At 66.0% G+C, this 23,672-nt stretch carries 19 protein-coding genes; 6 read left to right on the forward strand and 13 right to left on the reverse strand.

Annotation, left to right across the window (positions count from 1 at the left end; translation table 11 throughout):
- The first annotated feature begins 67 nt into the window (after positions 1–67).
- The gene (locus ACW17Z_RS04415) at positions 68–283 is read left to right on the forward strand and encodes a hypothetical protein (RefSeq protein WP_419254865.1); all 216 of its coding nucleotides are present in this window, start codon (positions 68–70) and stop codon (positions 281–283) included.
- Here the strand turns inward: ACW17Z_RS04415 and ACW17Z_RS04420 are convergent.
- Positions 280–1,920: a phosphatidylglycerol lysyltransferase domain-containing protein gene (locus ACW17Z_RS04420; protein ID WP_419317570.1), complete on the reverse strand. Its 1,641-nt coding sequence runs from the start codon at positions 1,918–1,920 to the stop codon at positions 280–282. The genes ACW17Z_RS04415 and ACW17Z_RS04420 overlap by 4 nt on opposite strands.
- Before the next feature lie 194 nt (positions 1,921–2,114).
- Here ACW17Z_RS04420 and ACW17Z_RS04425 point away from each other — a divergent pair, with 194 nt between their 5' ends.
- From ACW17Z_RS04425 to ACW17Z_RS04435, 3 genes are read left to right on the forward strand one after another with little or no spacing between them, the layout of a single operon-like run.
- Positions 2,115–3,320 carry an acyl-CoA dehydrogenase family protein gene (locus ACW17Z_RS04425; RefSeq protein ID WP_492057707.1) on the forward strand — a complete coding sequence of 402 codons (1,206 nt, stop codon included), beginning with the start codon at positions 2,115–2,117 and terminating at the stop codon, positions 3,318–3,320.
- A gap of 3 nt (positions 3,321–3,323) precedes the next feature.
- The gene (locus ACW17Z_RS04430; protein ID WP_492057708.1) at positions 3,324–3,935 is read left to right on the forward strand and encodes a 2-hydroxychromene-2-carboxylate isomerase; all 612 of its coding nucleotides are present in this window, start codon (positions 3,324–3,326) and stop codon (positions 3,933–3,935) included.
- A gap of 1 nt (position 3,936) precedes the next feature.
- Positions 3,937–5,070, forward strand: a complete 1,134-nt coding sequence (locus ACW17Z_RS04435) for an acyl-CoA dehydrogenase family protein (RefSeq protein ID WP_492057709.1) — start codon at positions 3,937–3,939, stop codon at positions 5,068–5,070.
- Between the two features lie 170 nt (positions 5,071–5,240).
- Here ACW17Z_RS04435 and pyk read toward each other — a convergent pair whose 3' ends face one another.
- From pyk to fliL, 12 genes are all read right to left on the reverse strand, one after another.
- Positions 5,241–6,671: a pyruvate kinase gene (pyk, locus tag ACW17Z_RS04440; protein WP_419317574.1), complete on the reverse strand. Its 1,431-nt coding sequence runs from the start codon at positions 6,669–6,671 to the stop codon at positions 5,241–5,243.
- A gap of 37 nt (positions 6,672–6,708) precedes the next feature.
- Complete coding sequence (locus ACW17Z_RS04445; protein WP_492057710.1) at positions 6,709–9,171, reverse strand: glycoside hydrolase family 3 protein; 2,463 nt, start codon at positions 9,169–9,171, stop codon at positions 6,709–6,711.
- Positions 9,172–9,444: 273 nt separating this feature from the next.
- Positions 9,445–10,467 (reverse strand): LacI family DNA-binding transcriptional regulator, encoded by a 1,023-nt coding sequence (locus ACW17Z_RS04450; protein ID WP_492057711.1) that lies wholly within the window; start codon positions 10,465–10,467, stop codon positions 9,445–9,447.
- 178 nt (positions 10,468–10,645) lie between these two features.
- Positions 10,646–11,635, reverse strand: a complete 990-nt coding sequence (gene glk, locus ACW17Z_RS04455; RefSeq protein ID WP_492057713.1) for a glucokinase — start codon at positions 11,633–11,635, stop codon at positions 10,646–10,648.
- 13 nt (positions 11,636–11,648) lie between these two features.
- The gene (gene edd, locus ACW17Z_RS04460) at positions 11,649–13,460 is read right to left on the reverse strand and encodes a phosphogluconate dehydratase (RefSeq protein WP_492057714.1); all 1,812 of its coding nucleotides are present in this window, start codon (positions 13,458–13,460) and stop codon (positions 11,649–11,651) included.
- A 5-nt stretch (positions 13,461–13,465) separates the two neighbouring features.
- Positions 13,466–14,158: a 6-phosphogluconolactonase gene (pgl, locus tag ACW17Z_RS04465; protein ID WP_492057716.1), complete on the reverse strand. Its 693-nt coding sequence runs from the start codon at positions 14,156–14,158 to the stop codon at positions 13,466–13,468.
- 2 nt (positions 14,159–14,160) lie between these two features.
- Positions 14,161–15,615: a glucose-6-phosphate dehydrogenase gene (gene zwf, locus ACW17Z_RS04470; protein WP_492057717.1), complete on the reverse strand. Its 1,455-nt coding sequence runs from the start codon at positions 15,613–15,615 to the stop codon at positions 14,161–14,163.
- A gap of 243 nt (positions 15,616–15,858) precedes the next feature.
- Complete coding sequence (locus ACW17Z_RS04475; protein WP_492057718.1) at positions 15,859–18,729, reverse strand: tetratricopeptide repeat protein; 2,871 nt, start codon at positions 18,727–18,729, stop codon at positions 15,859–15,861.
- Between the two features lie 7 nt (positions 18,730–18,736).
- Entirely contained in the window at positions 18,737–19,540 is an 804-nt protein-coding gene (locus ACW17Z_RS04480; protein ID WP_492057720.1) for a MotE family protein, read from the reverse strand.
- Positions 19,540–20,100, reverse strand: coding sequence for a DUF6468 domain-containing protein (locus ACW17Z_RS04485; RefSeq protein WP_492057721.1), 561 nt, complete (start codon positions 20,098–20,100; stop codon positions 19,540–19,542). The genes ACW17Z_RS04480 and ACW17Z_RS04485 overlap by 1 nt, the downstream gene beginning before the upstream one ends.
- Entirely contained in the window at positions 20,097–21,242 is a 1,146-nt protein-coding gene (fliM, locus tag ACW17Z_RS04490; RefSeq protein WP_492057723.1) for a flagellar motor switch protein FliM, read from the reverse strand. The genes ACW17Z_RS04485 and fliM overlap by 4 nt, the downstream gene beginning before the upstream one ends.
- A 30-nt stretch (positions 21,243–21,272) precedes the next feature.
- Complete coding sequence (gene fliL / locus ACW17Z_RS04495; RefSeq protein WP_492057724.1) at positions 21,273–21,905, reverse strand: flagellar basal body-associated protein FliL; 633 nt, start codon at positions 21,903–21,905, stop codon at positions 21,273–21,275.
- Positions 21,906–22,130: 225 nt separating this feature from the next.
- On the opposite strand from fliL, the gene flgF reads away from it, so the two are divergent.
- Positions 22,131–22,868 carry a flagellar basal-body rod protein FlgF gene (gene flgF / locus ACW17Z_RS04500; protein ID WP_492057725.1) on the forward strand — a complete coding sequence of 246 codons (738 nt, stop codon included), beginning with the start codon at positions 22,131–22,133 and terminating at the stop codon, positions 22,866–22,868.
- Between the two features lie 13 nt (positions 22,869–22,881).
- Positions 22,882–23,670: a flagellar basal-body rod protein FlgG gene (flgG, locus tag ACW17Z_RS04505; RefSeq protein WP_419317587.1), complete on the forward strand. Its 789-nt coding sequence runs from the start codon at positions 22,882–22,884 to the stop codon at positions 23,668–23,670.
- Positions 23,671–23,672: the final 2 nt, after the last annotated feature.

Here is a 23,672-nt window from a genome sequence, read left to right on the forward strand (position 1 = left end):
AAAAAGCAAGGGGGTTAACGCGGGTTAACCATTTGCCAGGCTGATTGTCGCAGGGCATGGAAGGCGCATGGACCTGCCATTCACCGTCGCCGCCCTGGTTGTGCTGCTGATCCTCGCCGTGGTCTGCGGATGGCGTGGCGCGCGCCCGGCCAACATCTTAAAGGGCCCGCGCATGATGCCGTGGCGCCCGCTGATGATGGTCTGCGTGGTGGCGATGATGCTGCTGCTGGTCCACCTTCTGAACCTCCTGGGCATGCAAACAGGCAACCAGACGCGCTATTAGGTCGCGGGCCGCTTTGGTCGCTTGGTCAGACCGCTGACACCGCCCGAAGACAACAGACCGATGTCGGCCAGCAGAAAAGGGATCGCCCACTTTTGCGGCGCGGCAATATAGCGCGGCTGCCAGACGGGGTCGTACTTGTCCTTGTATCGGCGCACGCCTTGGAAATTGTAGATCTCTTCTCCGCGCTCATAGAGCAGGCGACCCACGCGCGACATGATCGGCGCCAGCGGACGGTCCTCCAGCCCCGCCAGAGGCGCCATGCCGAACTCAAAGGCCAGATAACCTTCGTCGCGGCCCCACTGCAGGAGTTCGACGAACAGATAGTCCATCACGTTCTTGGGCGCTTCGTCGGAATAGCGCATCAGGTCCATGGAGAAGGCGGACTTGTGCGCTGTCGTCCACAATGTGGCGAACGCGACAATCTTGCCCTCCGAGCGAACCAGCGCCACTGGGAACTCGGCCACATAGCGCGGATCGAAGCCGCCCATGGAGAAACCCTTCTCGCCACCAGCGTGATGGCCGAGCCAGGCGTCCGAAATCGTCTTCAACTCCTCCATCGGCGCCTCGCCAGCCGGGAGGACCTCAAAAGCCGCCCCGCCCTCGCCCGCCTTGCGCCAGTTGCGACGCAGAACCTCGCGGCGGCGGCCCACCAGGGAGAAAGCCGCCAGCGGCACGGCGGCGCTTTCCCCTGTCTTCTGGATGGCCAGACCCAGATCGATGGTGTCAGGCAGGTCGTCAGGACCCAGGGCATAGAAGCCTGCGCGCGCCGCATGGGCGTCGGCCAGTTCCCGGAAGCGCCAGAACAGCTCCATCCGCTCATCGCGGCGGCCGACGGGCGGGCCAAGGGCGATCCAGGAGCGACGGCGTACGCCGAACATCAGAAAGCTTTCGCCCGAGGCCGAGAACAGGAACCGCTTGTCCCCCAGCAGCGCCAGATTGGATCCGGGCTCTGCATCCTCGGCCTTGGCGAGAATGGCGCGAACCCGGTCGAATTCAGGATCGGTGTCATCGACGACAGGCGGCATGGCCGGGGTCGCGATCAGCCGCCACACCCCGATGGCCAGCAGCACGATGCCGGCCGCCACCGACGAGCGCAGGGCCCGGGCGGCGTCCTGGTCGCCCATCAGGCGCATCCAAGACTTGTCGGCATATTCGGTGTGGGTGAAGATCCACCAGCCGCAGAAGGCCGCGCCGCCCAGGGCTGCGGCCGCCGACAATAGCCAGCCCGGCGTGATCTCCATCCGGAACAGCGCCGCCTTGCGCGGGAACGCTTCATGGAACGGCAGGATGAGCAGGCAACACAGCGTCAGAAGCGCTGTCTCTTCCCAGTTCAAGCCCTTGAAAATGGCCAGAACCGCCGCTGCGGCCAGGGTGATGACCGCAGCCCACCACGCGCCGTCGAGGCGCGACCGCAGGCCAAAGGCCAGCAGCAGCAAGACAAGACCCAGGATCGACGAGACGAAGTGGCTGATCTCGATCAGCAGGTCAGGCGCGAACGCGAGAAGAAGTGCAAAGCGCGTCGGCTCGGACGGCGTCGCGCCGGAGGTCAACAGCATAACCCCGGCCGAGACGGCGAGGATGGCCGAGAGGGTCGGCGCCATCGCCAGGGCCGCCGGTCTGAATTCAGGCGCTGACATCAAGAACCCGGATCGGCGAATCCCCTACGGGACCCCACGTGACCCTCGTATACGCCGGAACATGTGACGCGGTCGCCCGCCTTGCGATAAACGATCGTTTGAATCGGCTTGCCCGGCGCGCGCGGTCGCGTAGTCTGGTGACGCGCGGCGTGCCAGACACGCCGAAAGATGACGATCCCAAGGGAGAGACGACCATGGCCGACTTCGGTGCAACCGAACTCGACGCCTTCCGGGCCGAGACCCGCGCCTGGCTGGAAGCCAACTACCCGCCGTCGCTGCATGCGCCGATGGGTGAGGACGACGCCCCGTGGGGCGGTCGCAAGATGGTCTGGAAGAACCCCGACGCCAAACTCTGGCTCGATCGCATGGCCGAACGCGGCTGGACCGCGCCGATGTGGCCTGCAGAGTATGGCGGCGGCGGACTCTCCAAGGCCCAGAACAAGGTGCTGGAACAGGAACTGCGCCGCATCAAGGCGCGCCCGGCCCTGATGAGTTTCGGCGTCTGGATGCTGGGCCCGGTGCTGCTGGAATACGCCACCGAGGAACAGAAGAAGAAGTTCATCCCCGGAATCGTGCGCGGCGAGACCCGCTGGTGCCAGGGCTATTCCGAACCCGGCGCGGGCTCCGACCTCGCAGCCCTGCAGACCAAGTGCGAAGACAAGGGCGACCACTATCTGATCAACGGTCAGAAGGTCTGGACCAGCTATGCCGATCAGGCCGACTGGATCTTCTGCCTGGTGCGCACCGACACCACCAAGAAGCACGAAGGCATCTCGTTCGTGCTGTTCGACATGACCACGCCCGGAGTCGATCCGCGTCCGATCAAGCTGATCAGCGGCTCCTCGCCCTTCTGCGAGACCTTCTTCGACAATGTGAAGGTTCCCAAGGACCAGCTGGTCGGCAAGCTCAACGGCGGCTGGGACATCGCCAAGCGCCTGCTGCAGTACGAACGCCAGAACATCTCGGCCAGCGGCTTCGGCGGCGGCGGCGGTCTGGACCTGGTCGACGTGGCCAAGAAGGAGATCGGCGTCGACGAGACCGGTCGTCTGGCTGACGGCGACCTGCGGGCGCGCATCGCCGCCCACCGGATGGACGCCCATGCGTTCGCCCTGACCGTGCGTCGCGCCGAGCAGGAGTCGAAGACCGGCAACGGCCCCAGCGCCGCCGTCTCGATCATCAAGTACGCCGCCGCCAAGATGAACCAGGAGCGCTACGAGCTGATGGTCGAGGCCATGGGCCTGCAGGGCCTGGGCTGGGAGGGCGAAGGCTTCACCAAGGACGAATTGACCGTCACGCGCGGCATGCTGCGCTCGAAGGGCAATTCGATCGAGGGGGGCACCAGCGAAGTGAACCTCAACGTCGTCGCCAAGCGCGTGCTCGGCCTGCTGGATCACCAGTAGTCGATGCTGACCTTCTGGTACGAGTTCGCCTCGACCTACTCCTACCCGGCGGCCATGCGCATCGAGCGACTGGCCGCCGAGGCGGGGGTGGCTGTCGCCTGGCGGCCTCTGCTGATTGGACCGCTGTTTCACGAGCAGCAGGGCCTGACCGACAGCCCCTTCAACAGCTTCCCGGTCAAGGGCGCCTATATGTGGCGCGACCTGCAGCGGGTCTGCGACCGGGAAGGTCTGCCACTAGTCCGTCCCAGCCAGTTTCCGCGCAACGGCATGCTGGCGGCGCGTGTCGCCATCGTCGGACTGGAGGACGGTTGGACGCCAGCCTTCAGCCAGGCGGTCTATCAGGCCAATTTCGTCGACGATCAGGACATCAGCGACCCCGCCGTTCTCGCCCCGCTGATCGCGGCGGTGGGCGCAGGGCCCGAGCATGCTCTGGCCGCCGCGGCGAGCGATCCGGTCAAGGCTCGCCTCAAGGATCACGTCGCCGAAGCCCGCCGCCTGGGCGTGTTCGGCGCGCCAAGTTTCGTCACCGCCGACGGCGAGCTCTTCTGGGGCAACGACCGTCTAGAACAGGCCCTGGAATGGGCCGTCCATCATCAATCGAGGGAGCACGCCTGACATGGCCGTCCTGACCGAAGAACAGACCATGCTGCGCGACGCGGCCAAGGGCTGGACCACTGACAGCGCGCCCGTCGGCGCCCTGCGCAAACTGCGAGACAGCAAATCGGGCCAAAGCTTCGACCCCGCCGCCTGGTCCGAAATGGGCCAGATGGGCTGGGCCGGGGTGATCATTCCCGAAGAGCACAACGGCTCGGCCTTCGGCTATCTGGGGCTGGGTCTGGTGCTGGAAGAGACCGGGCGCAACCTGGTGGCCTCTCCCCTGCTCTCCACCGCCCTGATCGCCGCCTCGGCCCTGAACCTGGCGGGAACCGACGTCCAGAAAGCCGCCTGGCTCGACAAGATCGCCTTGGGCGAAGCGGTCGCCACCCTGGCCGTGGACGAGACCTCTCACCACGCCCCCGCCCGCACCACGCTGGCGGCGACCAAGGCGGGCGATGGCTTTGTCCTCAACGGCTCCAAGACCTTCGTGATCGACGGCGAAGCCGCTGACTTGCTGATCGTCGTGGCGCGCACCGGCGGCAAGCCTGGCGACACCGACGGCCTGACCCTGTTCCTCGTGCCCGGCGACGCGGCCGGTGTGACTCGAACGCACCTGGCCCTGGCGGACTCGCGCGGCGCGGCGCAGATCACCTTCAAGGACGTGTCAGTCGGCGCTGACGCTGTGCTGGGCGAAGTCGACAAGGGCTGGGCGGTGCTTGAGCCGACCCTGGATCGCGCCTATGCCGGCATCGCCGCCGAAATGCTGGGCACCGCAAACGCCGCCTTCGACATCACCCTGGACTACCTGAAGACCCGCACCCAGTTCGGACAGGTCATCGGCACATTCCAGGCGTTGCAACATCGGGCGGCCAAGCTGTTTACGGACCTGGAGACCACCCGTTCATGCGTCGAGGCTGCACTCGAAGCCTTTGATGCCGGCGGCGACACCCGCGCCCTGGCCTCGCTCGCCAAGGCCAAGGCCTGCGAAGTGCTGCATCTGGCCTCCAACGAGATGGTCCAGATGCATGGCGGGATCGGCATGACCGACGCCCACGATTCCGGACTCTACATGAAGCGCGCCCGCGTGGCTGAAGCGCTGTTTGGCGGCGCGGCGTTCCATCGCGACCGTTACGCACGCCTTCAAGGCTTTTGACCTTACGCGCCCATCCCCTGAACAGGGGATGGGCGGCCCTCTCCAAGGCCGCATTTCATTGATCGGCACAGCGGAGCGATGCTCGGCTGAGAGCCATGGCGTGAGAATGCTATGACGCGGCTCGGCAAGGCGATCAGCGCCTGAGCGAACGCCCCTAGGTTAGAGATACGCTAGCGCTTGCGGATCGGCATTGGCGCGTGGGCCAGCCGCAGCAGATTGGCTGCACCCGGAGCGCCGAAAGGCGTGCCCGCCACGATCAACAGGCGCTCTCCCGGCGCCACCAGTCCCAGTTCCAGCGCTCGGCTGGCCGCGTCGGTGGTGACGACCTCAAGGCTGTCAGGCTGGGCGCTGACGCGCGGCTCAACGCCCCAGACCAGCGTCATGCGGCGCACGGCATTGATCTCGGGCGACAAGGCCAGAACCGGCTGAAGCGGGCGCTCGCGCGCCAGACGACGGGCCGTGGCGCCGGTCGTGGTGAACGCCACCAGGCACTTGGTCGAGCCGGCCTTGGCGGCGCCCGCGGCGGCAACCACCAGAACATCCGCGTCGTCGTCCTGATGCGGCTGCTCGGCCTGCATCAGCTCAGGCCAGCGCGGATCGCGCTCAACCCGCTCGATGATACGATTCATCATCGAGACGGATTCTTCAGGATAGTCGCCGGCGGCGGACTCGGCCGACAGCATGACCGCGTCCGCGCCCTCATAAACTGCATTGGCGACATCCGACGCCTCGGCCCGCGTGGGCGTCGGCGAACTGGTCATGGATTCCAGCATCTGGGTGGCGACGATCACCGGGATGCCGCGCTCGCGCGCCGCCCGCAGGATGATTTTCTGGGCGACCGGCACCTCTTCGGGCGCCATCTCGACGCCAAGGTCGCCCCGCGCGACCATCACGCCGTCACACAGATCCATGATCGCGCCGAGGCATTCCAGCGCCTGGGGCTTCTCGATCTTGGCCAGCACGGCGGCGCGACCTTCGACGATGCGGCGCAATTCGGCCATGTCTTCCGGAGCCTGCACAAACGACAGGGCGACCCAGTCGACGCCCAGACGCAGGGCGAAAGCCAGATCCTCGCGGTCCTTCGGCGTCAGGGGCGACATCGGGATGACGACATCCGGCACCGCCACGCCCTTGCGCTCCGACAGCTTGCCGCCGTTGACCACCTTGGTGTTGGCATAGCCAGGCCCGGCGTCGGTGACCGTCATCCGCAGCTTTCCGTCGTCCAGCAGCAGGGTCGCGCCAGGACGCATGGCCACCAGAATTTCCGGATGCGGCAGGCAAACGCGCGTCTCGTCGCCGGGCGTAGCGTCGTCGTCGAAACGGAACGCCTGGCCGGCCTTCAGCTGCACCGGTCCGTTGGCGAACTTGCCGACGCGCAGCTTGGGTCCCTGCAGGTCGGCCAGAATACCCAGCGGCCGACCGACAATAGGCTCGGCCGCGCGGATCGCGGCATAGACGGCGGCATGGGTCTCATGCGCGCCGTGGCTGAAGTTCAGGCGGAAGACATCCGCCCCGGCCCTGGCCAGGGTGATGATCATCTCCGGCGAACTCGAGGCCGGGCCAATGGTGGCGACGATGCGGGAACGACGCGCGCGGATCATGCGGCCGCTCCTTCTAGGAAAGCATGGGGTGCTGAGGTCAGGGGCAGACGGCGTCGCCCTCGTTGGAGGCCAACCGGATTTCGGTAAAGGCCAGGGCGAACCGTCCCGTCGTCGACAAGGCAAACGGGGAGGAAACATGCTCCATGTCCACGCCCTTGGCCTTGAAACAGGAAAGTTTGATCTTGGCCGTACGCCATTCGCCAATTTTCCCGCTGGAGAAAGTTGACGTTACGTCTAGCGCCGCGCCGCAGGATTCGCCACAGGCGATCGCTAGGGAAACCGGTTTCTCCGGCGCGACATCGACCCGGTAGCGGATCGACACAGCCATGTCGCCAGTGGTCTGGCGGGACAGGTCCACGGCTTGGCCCATGACCTGGAGCGCGCCATTGCCCTCTCCGCTCCATTCGGCGAGGCGCGCATTCTCCTGGGCGCCGGCGTCGATCGGCCGGACCGCCAGCGCTCCGCCGATGTTCAGGGTCCAGGGGGCTGGTGCGCGGCCGGCAATGAAATAGCGGTCGACATTGACGGCCGCCGACACCACGCCGGGATCTTCCGACAAGGTCGCGACCTTGCCCGGCTTGGCGTAGCTCAGGCCGTAGCCATAGGCGAACTGCGGATCATAACCGGCATCACCGCGATTGAGCGGCGCCTGATTGGCGCGCCTGGGCCAGGAGAAGGACAGCTTGCCCTTGAAGTCATGGCGCGACTTGCCGGCCTTGTCGCCGATCAGGACATCCGCGACCCCGCCCCCTTCGCTGCCCGGAAGCCAGGCAGCGACGAAGGCATCCGAGGCATTGATCTCGGGGTTGGTCCAGAGCGGACGACCGGTCAAAAACACGGCGACCACGGGGATACCCTGGGCCTTGAGTGACTTGATCAGGGCCAGATCCGTCTTGTCGCCGGGCTGATACTCCAGATTGGTCACATCGCCCTGGAACTCGGCATAAGGGTTCTCGCCAAACACCACCACCGCCACATCGGGACGGGTCTTGAAGGCGCCGTCGCGGGCCAGTTCAGCCTGTCCACCGCTCGCCTTCACCGCGTCGGCTATACCGGCATAGATGGACTGGCCGCCTGGGAAGTCGCTGTTCTTGTTGCCCGTGCCCTGCCAGGTCAGGGTCCAGCCGCCGGCCTGTTTGCCGATGTCGTCGGCGCCGTCGCCGGCGACCAGCACCTTGGCCGAACTCTTGATCGGCAGAACGCCCTGATTCTTCAGCAGCACCAGTGACTTACGAACAGCTTCTCGCGCCACAGCCCTGTGCTCGGGCGCACCCAGCAGCTCGAACTTGCCTTCCAGGGGACGCTTGCCGCCGAACAGGCCCGCCTTGACCTTGACCCGCAGCACGCGGCGCACGGCGTCGTCGATGCGAGCCATCGGGATCGTGCCGTCCCTCACCTGGGCCAGGGTGTTGTCGAACAGGCCCTTCCAGCTGTCGGGCGCCATGACCATGTCCATGCCGGCGATATAGGCCTGCGGACAGTTGGTGTTGGTGCAGCCATCGACCTGGCCGTGGGCATTCCAGTCGCCGACGATGAAGCCGTCGAAGCCCATGCGCTCCTTGAGGACGCCCGTCTGCAGGCTCTTGTTGCCGGTGTGCTTGACCCCGTTCCAGCTCGAGAACGAGACCATGACGGTCAGGATCCCGGCGTCGATGGCGGGCGGATAGCCCTGGGCGTGCAATCGGATCAGGTCCTGCTCGGAGATCAGGGCGTCGCCCTGGTCCTTGCCGCCCTCGGTGCCGCCATCGCCAACGAAGTGCTTGGCCGACCCGACAACATGGTTCGTGGCAAGGGCTTGCCCGGATTTAAGAACACCCTGCAGGCCCAGGGTCATGGGCCCCGCATAGGCCTTCACCACCTCTGGGTCCTCGGCATAGCCCTCATAGGCTCGCCCCCAGCGCTCGTCGCGCGGCACGGCCACAGTGGGGCCGAACGTCCAGTCGGCGCCGGTCGCGGCGACCTCGGCGGCGGTGACCTCACCGATGCGGCGGATTAGGTCCGGGTCGCGCGCGGCCCCCAGGCCAACATTGTGCGGGAATACCGTCGCGCCGACGATGTTGTTGTGACCATGCACAGCGTCAATGCCGAAGATGATCGGGATCGCCGTGTGACCGTCGCGCTTCTCCAGCGCCACGGCGCGATAGGCCTTGATCCAGTCCACCCATTTTGCCGGCGCGGCGCGGTCATCTCCGCCCGGCGCGGTGTTTCCGCCGGCCTCGACCGAACCCAGCGGGTACTTCCGTAGCTCGTCCGGCGTGATCGCGGAGCCGTCGGCCATGATGGTCTGCCCCACCTTTTCTTCAAGGCTCATGCGCGACATCAGGTCGGTGATGAAGGCCTCGGTCCTGGCGTCGGTGATCGACTTGGGGCTCGCCGCCTTGGGCCAGAGTTCCGGATGCGCCAAGGCCGACGGCGTCTGGGCGATCCCCACGCCGCCGAGGCTTCCGGCGATCAGAAGAGCGAGAACCGAGGCGTGGGCGGAGCGGCGACGAGCGAACATGAAACTTCCCGTGGTGGCGCGGAGCCGGCGCAAATTGGCCGGCATGAAGAAAAGGCTCGACGCAGCGCGCAGGTGCGCCGCGTCGAGAAGCACGCGCCTAGAGGCCTCGACACGAGGCGACGACCAGCGAACACGCGCGGTCCGGCGAAATATGTAGCGAGATCAAGGTCTCCTCCGGACGCCGCTTGAAAGCGACGTTCTTGGTTGGGGCCATGACAACGTAATCAGACAGCGCTGTCAACTATGATCTATCCCCCTGGCGTCCAGTAGAGGCTAGACCGCCGCTGGACCTGTCGATTCACGGACCACCAGTTCGAAATCCAGCAGCTTTGAGGGCGGAAGCTCGCCCTCGTCCCACGACACCCCGTTCAGCAGCATGTCGGCCGCCGCCCCCGCCATCGCGGCGATCGGCTGACGGACGGTGGTCAGCTGCGGCCAGACGACCTTGGCGCCCGGTGTGTCGTCGAACCCGGCCACGGACAGGGTTTCGGGCACATTCAGCCGCAGTCGGTTGGCGACGGCCATGACGCCCAGCGCCATGTCGTCATTGCTGGCGAACACGGCCGTGGGCCGGTCGCCGCCAGTCAGCAACCGTTCTGCCGCCTCAAAGCCGGAGCGAAACGAGAAGTAGCCCTGCTCCACCCGCTCAGGCCGAACCGTCAGGCCGCTATCGGCCATCGCCTCCATGAAGCCCTGATGGCGCAGATGCGAAGCGCCGTGATCGGGGTGGCCGATGATGAAGCCAATGTCGCGGTGACCCAGTTCGATCAGGTGCTTGGTCATCTCATAGGCGGCCAGCCGGTCGTCCATGCCGACCCGGGCTGAACGGTCCAGGTCGCTGCCGGGCGAGATGCGCACATACGGCACCTGCTCCCGCTCCAGCGCCGCCAGCACGACAGGATGGTCACAGACCGGCGCCGTGAGGATGACGCCATCCATCCGCAGGGTCGCCAACATGGGCGCGACCTGGTCCTCGACATTGTCGGCCGTGGAATCGAGCGGCTCGACAATGAGGTGATAGCCCTCCTCCCGACACCGCGCGATGGCGCCCAGCTGGACATCGGTGATGTAGCCGGGGCTGGGGTTGTCGAAGAAGACGCCAATCAGATAGGCCTTCGATCCCGCCAGGCTGCGAGCCGAAATATTGGGGCGATAGTGTAGCGCCGCCACCGCCGCCTGCACCCGATCGCGGGTGTCGGCCTTGACGTTGGGTTCGCGATTAAGGACGCGCGAGACAGTCTTGATCGAGACGCCCGACTGTCGGGCGACATCATGGATAGTGATCTTCGAGCTCAATTCCGCCCCTCGCGCTAGAGCCTTTTGGGGCTCTAAATCATGCTTTGAGCGTGGCAGACGCCAAAACCGGCGCCCACCTTAGGCTGCCACGCTCGCCGATTCATTCGGCTTGTCCGGCAATAAGCCATGACAGCCTTGTCATGGCGAGCCCCTGCGCGCGCGTAAGGGCAGCCTTGGGCTAGGAGATTGAGGCGTATCCTTCCGGCGTCAGGGCCACGGCTGCTCCGATCAAGGCGGTATAGGGATGCATGACCACATGGGTCGGTATGGATTTCATGTAGTCGACAAACCGGCCCTTGGCCTCGAAGCGGGCGCGGAACGGGCCAGTCTCCAGCAATTCGACAATCTTGGCGCCGATGCCACCGGCGATGAACACGCCGCCTCGGGCCCCCAGGGCCAGGGCCAGGTCCCCCGCCGTCGAACCGAGAATGGCGCAGAACCGGTTCACGGTCGCCAGACTGTCGGCGCAACCGTCCAGAGCCCGCTCGCTGATCTGCTTGGCCGGCAGAGACTCGACCTTGCGGCCCTCGGCGGCAGCCAGGATCGTGTGCAGATCCTCCATGCCGGGGCCAGACAGGATGCGTTCGATCGACACCCGGCCGAACTGCTTGGTCAGGGCGCGCAGGATCTCGATTTCAATCTCGTCGGTCGGCGCGAAGGCGATGTGGCCACCTTCCGTCGTCAGGGGCGTATCGACCCCGTGGCGGCGGGCCATGCCGGCGACGCCAAATCCTGTTCCAGGACCAAGGATCGCCAGATCCCCCTCACCGGACGTCGGCAAGCTACCGATCTGGCGCAGGTCCTTGGGCGACAGGCGCGGCGCGGCCAAGGCCTGGGCCGTGAAGTCGTTGATCAGGGTCGCCTTTCGAAAGCCGCCAGCCCGGCGCAGACTGTCTTCCGAGATCCGCCAGTCCAGATTGGTCATATGGACCGTGCCGTGCTCGATGGGACCCGCCACGGCGACCACGGCCTGATCGGGATGCTTGACCCCGACCTTGTGCAGATAGTCCTCGATGGCATCTTCGGCCGTGGCGTAGTCCTCGCCCTTATAGGCCGTCGGTTCGATCAGGCGGGGATCAGGCCCATCGAATTCCACCAGGGCGAAACGCGCGTTGGTTCCGCCGATGTCGCCGACCAGGCCAAGCCCGCCGTCCTTCAAGCCGTTCATCTAGACTGCTTCCTCAAGCAAACAGCACGGAGGCGCCGTGGTCGGCAGGGCCGACCCCCGCACGCATCCAGCCGAACAATTCCCGCCCAAAGCCCGGCTTGGACGCCGGGACATTTGCTGGAGTCCGAGCGAGCAAGATCGCCTCGTCCACCAGCACTTTCAGTTCGCCATTCGCAGCGTCGACCGTGATCACGTCGCCGTCCTGAACATAGGCCAGCATACCGCCCTTGGCGGCTTCCGGCGTGACGTGAATCGCCGCTGGGGTCTTGCCCGATGCGCCCGACATGCGGCCGTCGGTGACGAGCGCCACCTTGAAGCCGCGGTCGAGCAGCACAGAGATCGACGGCGACAGATTATGCAGCTCCGGCATGCCGTTGGCGGCCGGGCCCTGGAAGCGCATCACCACCACGACGTCGCGGTCCAGTTCACCGCGCTTGAAGGCGGCGATGAAGTCTTCCTGTTCCTGAAACACCGCCGCCGGGGCGGTGATGGTGTGATGCTCGGGTTTCACGGCCGAGATCTTCATCACCCCGCGACCGATATTGCCGCCCAGCATGCGCAGGCCGCCCTCGGGACTGAAGGCGTCGGAAACCGGGCGCACGATGGCGGTGTCAAGCGACTCCGCCGCGCCATCCCGCCACACCAGCTGGCCATCTTCGAGGGCCGGCTCCTGGGTGTAACGCGACAGGCCTGGGCCCGCGATGGTCAGGACGTCTTCGTGGGCGAGCCCGGCCTTCAGGAGTTCGCGGATCACCAAGGCCATGCCGCCTGCGGCCTGGAAGTGGTTCACATCCGCCGAGCCGTTGGGGTAGACGCGGGCCAGCAGCGGCGTGGCCTTGGAGATCTCGTCCAGGTCTTCCAGCGTCAGGATCACGCCGGCGGCATGGGCCATGGCGACCAGGTGCAGGGCCAGATTGGTCGAACCACCGGTGGCCATCAGGCCAACCACGCCGTTGACGACCGACTTCTCGTCGATCATGCGGCCGACCGGGATGAACTCATTGCCCTTGTTGGTGACAGCTGCGGCGCGGCGAGCGGCCTCCTTGACCAGCGCCTCGCGCAGCGGGGTGTTGGGATGCACGAAGGCCGAACCAGGCAGATGGAAGCCCATTAGCTCCATCAGCATCTGGTTGGTGTTAGCCGTGCCATAGAAGGTGCAGGTGCCCGGCCCGTGATAGCTTGCGCTCTCGGCCTCAAGCAATTCCTCGCGGCCGACCTTGCCCTCGGCATAAAGGGCGCGGATACGGGCCTTTTCCGAATTGGGCAGGCCCGAGGTCATCGGGCCGGCCGGCACGAACAGCGCCGGCAGATGGCTGAACGTCAGGGCCCCGATCACCAGGCCCGGTACGATCTTGTCGCAAACGCCAAGATAGAGCGCGCTGTCGAAGGCGTCATGGGTCAGGGCGATGGCCGTGGCCATGGCGATGACGTCGCGCGAAAACAGCGACAACTCCATACCCGGGCGGCCCTGGGTGACGCCATCGCACATGGCCGGCACACCGCCGGCGAACTGGGCGGTAGCCCCGACCTCACGCGCGGCGACCTTGATCAGCGCGGGATACTCTTCCAGCGGCTGGTGGGCCGACAGCATGTCGTTATAGGCCGAGACAATGCCGATATTGGGCGCGTTGGGATCCAGCGCCCGCACCTTGTCGACGCCCGGTGAGGCGGCGAACGCATGGGCCCAGTTGGCGCAGGACAGCTTGGCCCGACCCGGCTGGTTGGCGATCGCCGCCTCCATGTTGGCCAGATAGGCGGCGCGGCTGTCGCGGCTGCGCTCGACGATCCGTGCGGTGACCTTGGCGATGACCGGATTGAGGCTCATGACGACTACTCCGCCCACAGGATGCGGACCCTGGCGCGGTCCTGTTTGAGGATGGACGCAACCGGCAGGGCCGGATCGATGGGCCCTGCCAACAGGGCGCGCTTGGCCTCGCCAGTCACCAGCAACACGATCAGATCGGCGCGGGTCAGAGCCGCAAAGGTCAGGCTGAGGCGAGGAATATCGGGCGCAGGCGAGCCAGCGGGCGCGGCCACGACCAGACGTTCCGACGCGGGATCCAGCCCCTGAGCCAGCATGGGCGAGCCCGGAAAGAGCGAGGCGAAGTGGCCATCGGCCCCGACGCCGAGCAGCACCGCCCCGAACGGCATGGCGGCGGCGACGCCGGCCTCGGCCTTCAAGGCGGAGTCTTCCTGGCTGACGCCCGCGAAATAGAGCGGGGCGAACTGGGCCTTGGCCGCTTCGCCGACCAGCAGATGGCGGCGGACCAGACCTTCGTTGCTGCCCGCGTGAGACGGCGGCACGAAGCGGTCGTCGCTCAGCGTCACCACGATCTTATCCCAGGGCGCGATCATGGTCGCCAGGCGGTCGTACACGGGCGCCGGCGTGGTGCCGCCTGTCGCCGCGAAGCCGGCCTGGCCACGCTTGGCGACGGCGGTGGTCAGGGTCGACGCCAGCACCGAGGCGGCGGCGTCGTAGAGGTCTTCACGCGTGTTGAAGGTTTCGATCTGGGGCTGGTTCATGATCAGGCCTTCCAGGCTCGGCCGCCGGGCGAAATCAGGCCCGCTGAGGAGTGCGGTCCCCAGGTGCCCGCCGCATAGGGCGCGGGCTCGATATTGGCCGCGGCCCAGGCGGCCGAGACGCCGTCGATGAACTTCCAGGCCTGCTCAACCTCGTCACGCCGTACGAAAAGGGTGCGGTCGCCGCGGAAAACATCGAGGAACAGCTTTTCGTAGGCGATCCGGCGACGGCCGCCGCTCTGGCTGAACGACAGCGACAGCGGCAGCGATTGCAGACGCATGCCCTCTTCCGACAGCCCCGGACGCTTGTTCATCAGGGTCAGGACGATATTCTCGTCGGGCTGCAGATCGATGACCAGGCGGTTGGAGAAAAGGTCCCCATCCGTCGCCTGACCGAAGATGTTGTGCGGCAACGCCTTGAACTGCACGACGATCTGGGTGCGGCGGTCGGGCAGGTTCTTGCCGGTGCGCAGGAAGAACGGCACGCCGTCCCAGCGCCAGTTGTCGATCGCCACCTTCATCGCCACGAAGGTCTCGGTCTTGGTGGCCTTGCCGACCTCCTGCAGATAGCCCTCGCGCGCGCCGCCTTCGACGACGCCGGCCACATACTGACCACGCACCGTGTCATGGGCCACAGTGTCCTTGTTGAAGGGCCGCAGGCTGCGAAGAACCTTGACCTTCTCGTCACGCATGGCGTCCGGATCGAAACCTGAGGGCGCCTCCATGGCGACAAGGCAAAGGAGCTGCAGCATATGGTTCTGCACCATGTCCCGCAGCGCGCCGTATTCGTCATAATAGGGCCAGCGATCACCGACCTTTTCAGTCTCGGCGATGGTGATCTGGACGTGGTCGATCGTGTTGCGGTCCCACAGGGGCTCGAACAGCACGTTGGCAAAGCGCAGGGCCGTCAGGTTCTGGACCGTTTCCTTGCCCAGATAGTGGTCGATGCGGAAGATCTGCTCTTCGCCGACCACGGCGCCGACCGCAGCGTTAGTCTTGCGCGAGCTTTCCAGGTCGCGGCCGATAGGCTTTTCGAGGACCAGACGGGACTTCGGACCCGTTAGGCCTGCGGATTGGAGCGCATTGCAGACCGGGCCGTAGAGGCTGGGCGACAGGGCGAAATACACCACCAGCGAGCCGTGCTCGCCGATGCGCTCGGCCAGCTTGGCCGCCCCCTCATCCTTGGTCATGTCGACGGAAAGGTAGTCCAGCCGGGCCGCCAGGCGGTTCCAGGCGGCTTCCTCGACGGTGGCGCGCTTGCCCAGTTGCTCGCGAACCAGCGCCTTGTAGCTCGCACCATCTCCCTCGCCACGCGCGACGGCGACGATCCTCAGATCGTGCGACAGAAGGCGGTCGACCTCCAGGAAATAGAGCGAAGGCAGCAGCATGCGCAGCGCCAGATCCCCAGCGCCGCCAAGCAGCACCAGAACATCACGGCCATTTTCGCCGTCGTTGGTCATATTCACTAGATCTTCCACCCTATGACAACGTTGTCATGACACGCTTGCTCAAGCTTGGCAAGCCGCTGTCACCGACGTTCCGCCCGGGAAGTCGGGCGGCGCTCTAACTAGGCCAAACGCGCGAAGCTCGCCATAAGACCAATCGCGTTTTACGGGATGATTGTCGCGCGCTCAGCGGCGCGTTGGGCACGCGGGTTGCGGAGTGGCGGCGATTTCGGAGATCCGGCGAAATTTCCTTGCGGGCTAGCCCCGCGCGGGCGATCCGGCAGGGCGGGCCGCCCGGAAGCGGTCTTTCATCTTGGCCACCCATCCGCCGAACGCCTCGTTGTCGGCGGTCACGCGACCAAAGTCAGCGCTCGACAGCGATTCGACGTTCATGCCCGACAGGGCGACACGCAGCCCCTCGGGATTGCGCGCCCCCTCGACAAAACCGGAATAGCGCTGACGCAGACGGCCAAGTGATACATCGTCGTCGGCCAGGCTATAGGCCACCCCTGCGCGCAACAGTCGGGCTTCCTCACCTGCGGCCAGAGCCCCCGGACCCTTCCACCGGTCGCCCAGCGACTTTTCATACAGGCTGGCGGCGGCTGGCCAGGTGCGCTGCTTCCAGGCGATCTCGGCGCGGATATCCTGGGAGTCACGGCTGTTGTCGTTCTCGACCAGTTCAAGCGCCGCGTCGTAGCGGCCAAGACCCATATAGGCTCGCGCCGTGGCCAGGCGACGCTCGGCGTTCAAGGCCGGCGGCAGGATCGTGGTGCGGCTCTCGTTGATGGCCTGCAGCGCGCTCTCGGGCTGCTTGTTCATCAGATAGATCCAGGCCAGGTCCGTCGCCACCTGGGCCTTGGGCACACCGTCGAGACGGTTGTCGACCTGATATTTCAGCAACTTGCCGGCTTCATCCAGCAGGTCGACATCCACCAGGCGGCGCACGAGATTGCGCACCATCTGGTCGCCGTCAGCGCCCAGCGGGGTCAGGTCCTGGAAATCATAGAACAGGCCGACGGCCTGGATCGGCTGCATGCCGTCGGCCAGGCCGTCGAGGAACAGGGCCCGGAACGCGCCATTGAGGTCCCTGCGCAGCCCGATCGCCTCCGGGTGATCGGGCTGGTTGTTCCCGGCCGAGTGCAGAACCTCCAGCGCCTCGCGATAGCGGCCCTGGTCGATGAACAGCTTGCCCAGACCGCGAATGGTCTCCAGTTCGACGCCGTCGCCGCGCCAGCGGAAGCGGAGCTGGTTGAGCTCGCTGGCTGCGGCCGCCGCGTCGATCTGGCCCTTGGCAAGCCGGATCTGGGTCGCATGCAGCATGGCGGGCGCGGCGATGCGATCTATCGGCGCCTTGGCGATGGCCTGGAACATGCGCAGGGCGCGGCTCTTCTCGCCTTTGGCCTCAAAGAGGCGCGCCTGGGTCAGACGGATATCAAGCTGGTCCTCAACAGGGATCTTGGGCTGGCTCAAAGCGTCAGCGACCAGACGCGCGGCGCCAACAAGATCGCCGGTCCCCAGGGCAGCCTTGGCCTGGGCATGCTGGAAGCGCGCGCGCCAGAGCGCCGGAAAAAGGTCGAGCGCCCGGCCGCCGGTGGCGAATTTCTGGCGCGCGTCGACCCACTCGCCCTGCTGCGCGGCGATATAGCCACGCCACTGCGCACTTGAAGCGTCGTCAGCCAGGACGGGCGACGCAAAATCAGTTTCGGCTTCGGCCAAACGATTGGCCATCACCCGCGCCACGCCGCGCAGACCACGGAACTCGGCGTCGCCCATCAGCGTCTGGTGCTTGCGGGCTGCGGCGTTGAGAACCCCTATGGCCTCATAGGACATCCCGGAGCCGACCAGGAACCGCGCCAAAGCCATGCGGGCGCCGATGTCGCCGCTCTTGTCTTCGCCCTCCCCCGCTGCGGAGATGGCGCCCTGCAGCGCGTTATAGCGCGCCAGGAACCCGCCCGACCCGGTCTTGGGCCAGTTGTCGAGATCGATCAGGGCGGGCATGGCCATCGGCTGCGGGGCGCCGGCGGCGGCCTCTTCCGGAGCCTTGGCGGCCGAAAGCGGTGAGAGCACCAGCCCCTTGGGCCGACCGATGCGCAACAGGTCGCCATCGATCGAGACCATCAGGTCACTGGCATAGGTTTCCGCGGCCAGACCCTGGGCGGAGGGCAGCAGCGCCATCTCGACATATTCACGACGCGACGGCAAGCCCTTGGACGGCGCCAAGGCCGGCGCGACAAGGAGGCGGTCGCCAACGGCGGGATCATTGACCCAGACCGCCTTGGTGACGCCGGCCAGGGCCGCAGTCAGGGTAGCGGGTGTGACGGTCTCATCCCGGGCCACGCGGATGGAGTCGGGCGTAGCCTGCGAACCGGCGCCCAGGCTGATCGACCACTGACCACCCTGCCCCTCGGCATAGTAGGGCGTGCCGAGCGGCGTAACGATGCGCAGGGCGCTGTAGTCGGCGCCTTTGAAGACCTGGATCCTGGAATAATGGGCGCTGGAGCCTGGAATCTTCGAGATGTCCAGGCGCGCAGGGGTGTCGAACACCACCCACACCGCCTCGCCGCGACGGAACACGGCGGCGCCGGACGGCGCGGCCCAGTTGAAGGCCAGCCGCACCTGGCCATCGACCTTTTCGTATCCCGCCTTGACCACGCCGCCCGGCGGCATGGGATTGGGACGGCCGACCGGGGCGACGTGCGCCGGCGAGTGGGCGGCGTCGGCCATGGCGCCCGCACGGGCAAAGATATTGACGAAGTCGGCGCCGTCCGCGTTGCCCACGCGGGCCTCGGCGTCGTCTGCCAGGGTGATGACAATTTCCAGCGCCCCGCCCTTATGACGGGCCTCGGCGGATTTCACCCAGCGCGGCGGGTTCAGCCGCAGGGTCGACATGTCGGGGTTGGCGTCGCGATTGAAGCGCAGGGTCAGGACCTGACCGTCGCGCTTTGACGTCATGCGGGCGCCGCCGGCCCAATGGAATTCCAGACGGCTAAATTCGGCCGCCTGAGCAACGCGCACATCAAGGGCGCCGCGCGACGCGGCGACAGGACCGGCGGCGTTGACCGACGGCGCCGCCACGCTGGCGATGCAAACCGCCGCGACGCTGGACCGCAGGATCGCGCGAAGGCTCATGGAACGCCTAACCGGCCTTCTTGGGCGCAGCGGCGCCCGCCAGCGGCGCGGCGGACGCCTGCTTGCCCTGGGCGTTCGCGTCGGCCGCAGGCGCTGCGTTCTCGGCAACCGCGGCCTTGCCCTTGTTGATGACGTCGTTGGCGAAGCGGTTGGCCAGACGCTCCGTCAGGGCCTTGGCGTCGACCGGGGTCATGTTCGCCAGGATCAGGCTGAGCGTGCGCTCCTTCATCTTGGCGGCGATCGGCAGACGAACCGAATCTTCCAGGATCGTCATCCGCGCGGCGGCGTCCTTGGGCTTCATGCTCGAGAACACGGTGACCATGCGGTCGACCTCGGCCGACTTCTGGCTGTCAGCCTGGCCAAGAAGACCCTGGATATCGCCCTTGAGGCCGTTCAGCGCCTTGACCTTGGCGTCCAGCTTGGCTTCTGCGGCAGCCAGCAATTGCAGTTGCACGTCAATATCCTGCTCGCGCTGGTCCAGTTGGCCGCGACGCGCGCCCAGGCTTTGCAGGATGCGCAGTTCAGCGGGCGACAGACCGGCCTCTCGGGCCAGATCGGTCACCGAAGGAGCGCAAACGCGGGGCGGAACCGACGAAGCCGCTGAGGCGGCGGCGTCATGACCAGCAGACTCGGCCGACTTTGCCACTTCGCCTTGTTCGGCCTTGGCGTCCGGTTTGACCACACCCTCAGCAAAGGCCTTGGCGCCACCGAGCATGTCCGGCAGCGACTTGGCGCCGGCCAAGGCGTTGACAGCCAGAACGCCGCCAACGGCGACGCCGACGAGCGGGAGAATACGAGGAATGTTCTTCATCACCGGGCTCTGAAACTGGGTCCGGGACGCGGCGGATCGACCGGGCCCTCGAAGAGGTCATCATCAACCCGCGCTCGTGAACGCGGGGTTTCCTTGGCGACACTAGGTCGCGGGTCGAGGTTGGCGCGGGCGGAAGACTCGATTGGCCGACTGGCCTTGGCTTCACGATCCAGCAGGCGCTCGAAATCCTCGGCCTTGAGGCGGCGGTCCGCCTTCGGCTCGGAGGCCTCCATACGCGCAGCCACAGGGGCCGAGGCGGCGGCGGGCGGCGGGGTCACCATCGGGCGATTGAGGCGCTCGTCGAGCTTGGCGGCAAGGACCGTGGCGCGCTCGATGCGATCGGCCAGGGCTTCGGAAGCCTCGTCGGTGGCGGCGCGCAGATCAGCCAGACCCTGTTCAGCCCGCGCGGCGGCTTGATCCAGGTCGGCCACGGCCTTGGCGAAGCCGACATGGCTGTCGCGCAGGGCCTTGAGGCGACGCTCAAGTCGCCAGCCAAAGCCCAAGGCTACAATCAGCAGCACCGCGAGCAAACCATTCATGGCGACGGCGACGAGGCTCATTTCAGCTTTTGAACCGCTTTCTTGGCCGCAGGCGACAGCGGCGCCTCGGCGCGGATGGCGATGGAGTGATTGCGACGTCCCATGCGACCGCGCGTCAGCGGGATCGCCCCGGCGCGCAGCTCGACCAGACTATCAGGCGTGGCGTTCAGCATCATGGTGTCGCCGACCTGAAGGTTCAGCACCTTTGACAGCGGCAGCTGCTGCTCGTCGAGAACGGCGCGGACCTCCATCTGGGTGGTCCAGAGTTCGGTGGCCAAGTGGCCTTCCCAGATGTTGTCGCGGCCGAACTTCTCGCCCATGAACTGCTGCAGCAGCATCTTGCGGATGGGCTCCAGCGTCGCATAGGGCAGCAGCAGTTCGATACGGCCGCCGCGGTCTTCCATGTCGATGCGAAGCTTGACCAGGATCGCGGCGTTGGCGGGCCGGGCGATGGCGGCGAAGCGCGGGTTGGTCTCCAGACGATCCAGCGAGAACGAGACCGGATGCAGCGGCTCGAACGCGGCCTTCAGGTCGTGCAGGACCACTTCGATCATCCGCTGCACCAGCACCCGCTCGATGGTGGTGTAGGGGCGACCTTCGATGCGCATGGCCGCCGTGCCGCGACGGCCGCCCAGCAGCACGTCGACGATCGAGTAGATCAGGTTGGAGTCGACGGTCAGCAGGCCGTAGTTGTCCAGTTCCTCGGCCCGGAACACCGCCAGGATGGCCGGCAGCGGGATCGAGTTCAGATAGTCGCCGAAACGGATCGAGCTGATGTTGTCGAGGCTGACTTCGACGTTGTCGCTGGTGAAATTGCGCAGGCTGGTGGTCATCAACCGCACCAGGCGGTCGAAGACGATTTCGAGCATCGGCAGACGCTCGTAGCTGACCAGAGCCGAGTTGATGATCGCCCGGATACCGGTGCGGTCGTCGTTGCCGTCGCCCGACAGGTCGAAGCCCAGCAGGCTGTCGATTTCATCCTGGTTCAGGATCCGCTCGGATCCCGCCATGTCGCCGCCGCCGCCGTCGTCCCAGCCGCCGCCGCCCATGCCACCGCTGAAGTCGCCGAATTCGCTCGCAGCCCCGCCGCCCTCGGCCCCGCCCGGAGGGTTCTGCGAAGCCCATTGGGCCATCGCGGCCTGATCGTCGAGTTCGTCCGCCATGTTGGTTTGCCCAGCCAGCCCCCGAAGGGGCTAGTTGATCAGCATCTCCTCGATCAGGACGGCGTTCACCTTTGACGGCGCGGCGACGAGATTAACCCGACGCAGCAACTCGACGCGGAGTTGGTAGGTGCCCTGGCTACCGTTCAGGTCTTCCGGACGCAGCTCGCGCAGGAAGGTCTGGAACATGTCCTGCAGCCTGGGCAGATTCGGCGTCAGAACCTCGGCCGTTTCCTCGTCGGGCAGCTCGAAGGTCAGCTTCAGCTTCAGGAAGGTCGACTTGCCGTCGGCGGTCTGCATGTTCACGACGATGTCAGGCAGGGTGTAGAAGACGATCCCGTCGGGCCCTTCCTTGATCACCGGCACGCCGGCCGCGCCCTCGGCGCCAGCAGCGGCGCCTTTGTCGCCTTCCTTCTTCTTGTCGTCCTTCTTTTCCTTCTTTTCCTTCTTTTCCTTGCCGTGCTCTTCAGCGCCCTTTTCACCATGGGCTTCGGGCTTGGGCTTCATCAGGAAGAAGGCTGCCGCGCCACCACCGCCCAGTACGAGCACGCCAGCAGCGGCCGCGATCAGAATGATCGGCGGCTTCTTCTTGGCTGGAGCTTCGCCCTCGACAGCGCCCTCTTCGCCTTCAGGGGCGGGAGCTTCCTTGGGGGGTTTTTTGGCCACGCGCGCGGTTCCTTGGAATCTACCCCCGTACTCATGCGCGACCATGGTTAACGATGTGTTTTGGAGGCCAATTCGTCGCAGGCAGAATCCACCCGGCAGACTCCGCCCAACACCCCCGCGTTAACCTTCCTATTGTTTGTTTTTACTGACCTTTTGACGTTGGCACGAAGGTTGCTGACAGGACTGCGGCGCATTTGTCGCGCCAGCCGCCCGAGTTAACTCGTCATGGACAACGCGCTGTATATCGGCCTTTCGCGCCAGATGACGCTCCGCCGCGAGCTGGACATCGTCGCGAACAACATCGCCAACGCCAACACGACGGGCTTCAAGACCGAGGACCTGATGGTCCGGACGGAAGCCGCCAAGCCGGCCCGGACCCTGGGCGGGACCAATCCCGTCAAGTTCGTGCTCGACGACGGCGTGGCGCGTGATTTCACCCAAGGCGCCATGACCAAGACCGGCGGCGACTTTGATGTGGCCATCGAGGGCCAGGGCTTCTTCAAGGTCCAGACGGCCGGCGGCGAGCGCTACACCCGCGACGGCCGCTTCACGACCAACCCCGAAGGCAAGCTGGTCACCCAGACCGGCAATCCCGTGCTGGACGAGGGCGGCACTGAGATCCTCATCGACCCCAAGCAAGGGCCCGTCACCATCGGCAAGGACGGCATCGTCAGCCAGGGCCAGCTGAGCGTCGGCAAGATCGCCGTGGTTCGCGCCGACGACCTGTCATCGCTCAGCAAGGACGGCGACAACCTCTATCGCAACACCGCCAACGCCACCCTCCAGCAGGCGCCCAACGCCGTCGTGCACCAGGGCATGCTGGAATCCTCCAACGTCCAGTCCGTCGTCCAGATCACCAAGCTGATCGAGGTGCAGCGCGCCTACGAGAGCATGGCCAAGATGATGGACAACGCCGCCGAACTGACACGCTCCGCCGTCGAGCGCCTCGGCAAAGCCAATTAAGGGAAACTAGACGATGCAAGCTCTGCGCACCGCCGCGACCGGCATGTCGGCCCAACAGCTGAACGTCGAGGTCATCTCGAACAACATCGCCAACATGAATACGGTTGGCTTCAAGCGTCAGCGGGCCGAGTTCCAGGACCTGCTCTACCAGACCATCGAACGGGCCGGCGCCCAGTCGTCCAGCGACGGCAATGTCGTGCCCACCGGCGTCCAGATCGGTGGCGGCGTGAAGGCCGGCTCGGTCTACCGGATCACCGAGCAGGGCACCCCCACCATGACCAACAACGAGTTGGACGTGGCCATCCAGGGCAAGGGCTATCTGCAGATCCTGATGCCTTCGGGCGAGACGGCCTATACCCGCGCCGGCAACTTCTCGACCAATGACCAGGGCCAGATCGTCACCGACGACGGCTATGCGGTTCAGCCCGGTCTGACCGTGCCGCAGAACGCCACCGCCATCACCATCGGCAAGACCGGCCTGGTCCAGGTGACCCTGCAGGGCCAGACCGCGCCCCAGACCATCGGCCAGCTCGAGTTGGCCAACTTCATGAACGAAGGCGGCCTGGAAGCCATCGGCGACAACCTGTTCATGGAAACCGGCGGTTCGGGTCCGGCCAACATCGCCGCTCCCGGCCAGCCCGGCTTCGGCACCCTGCTGCAGAACTACACGGAGTCCTCGAACGTCGACGCGGTCAGCGAAATCACCGCCCTGATCGTCGCCCAGCGCGCTTACGAGATGAACTCCAAGGTCATCACCACGGCCGACCAGATGCTCCAGGCCACCTCGCAGCTGAGGTCCTAAGC

This window comes from Caulobacter sp. GSs2 (assembly GCF_058680895.1).